The organism is Bowmanella yangjiangensis, from assembly GCF_017255015.1.
GTDB classification, from domain to species: domain Bacteria; phylum Pseudomonadota; class Gammaproteobacteria; order Enterobacterales; family Alteromonadaceae; genus Bowmanella; species Bowmanella yangjiangensis.
The window spans coordinates 1-1,042 of the sequence record NZ_JAFKCS010000281.1; the positions used below are offsets into that span (position 1 = coordinate 1).

Genomic DNA, 1,042 nt, shown 5'->3' on the forward strand with positions numbered 1-1,042 from the left:
CCTGGTAGCTGGCTTGCAGGTGCAGCGGGCCGAGGGGGATGCCGGGGTCGATCTGCCCGGCGCTGAGGTTGGCCAGCTCCAGCGTCAGGCGGTCGCCGTTCACGCGCAGCTGCGCCTGCGCATCGACGCCGCCGAGCGTGCTGCGGTCATAGATGCCGGCCAGGTTGCGGCCGCTCAGAGTGGCCAGCAGCGCCAGCGGCTTGCCCTTGGCCAGGCGCAGTGTGGCGTCGCCCTGGATACGGCCGTTGTCGAGCGTCAGCAGGCCCGGCCAGCCGGCCAGGGTCTGGGCCAGCGGATTGCCGGCGCGCAGGAAGAGTTCATCGAGTTTGGCCGCGAGGCTCAGTTCATCGGCCTGGTTGCGCAGGTTCAGCGCCATGCTCAGGCCCGAGTCCGCCAGCAGCGCACCGTCGAGCGCCTGGCTCGCCTCGCTGGCGTCGAGGCGGCCTTGCCACTGCCAACCCTGCGCCTGCAGTGGCGGGTATTGCAGGCGTCGTGCGCGTAGCGCCAACGGCCCGGACAGGCGCGTGGAGCCTGGCGTGCCACTCAGGTCGATGCCGTCGAGCGTGGCCTGGACATGCTGCAGGTCGAGTTCATCCACGCGCAGGCGCTGGATAGCCAGGCCTGCGCTCCTGCCGAGGCTGAACTGCCATTGCTGCGCCGTGGCATGGCCGCTCAGGTTCAGCTGCAGGTGCAGGTCATCGAGGCGGCTGCCGGCCAGCGTCAGGCGCTTGCTGCGCGCATCGAGCTGCAGCTGGCCGACGTCGAGCGCCCAGTCTTCTGCGGCCTGGCGCAGGCTGAGCGTGGCGTCGGCCTGCAGTTCGAGTGGCCCCTGGGCGGCGAGCGTCAGACGCAGGGCCAGCTCATCGTCCGTGGCGCTGTCCATGGGCGCTATCCCCAGCTGCAGCTGCTCGGGGCGCAGGCCGGCCGGGACGTTCTGCAGCCAGGCCGCGTCGCGGCTGTCCAGCTGCAACTCGCCGTGCGCCTGATACGCCTGCCAGCGGCCGCCGGTATTGCGCAGGTCGAGCGCTAGCGCACCGCTGAT

1 protein-coding gene is annotated in these 1,042 nt (G+C 71.2%); it reads right to left on the bottom strand.

Annotated features, from left to right (window positions below; all coding sequences use genetic code 11):
- On the bottom strand, window positions 1-1,042 hold a 1,042-nt coding region (locus J0A65_RS23985; protein WP_206596781.1), incomplete at both ends, for an intermembrane phospholipid transport protein YdbH family protein.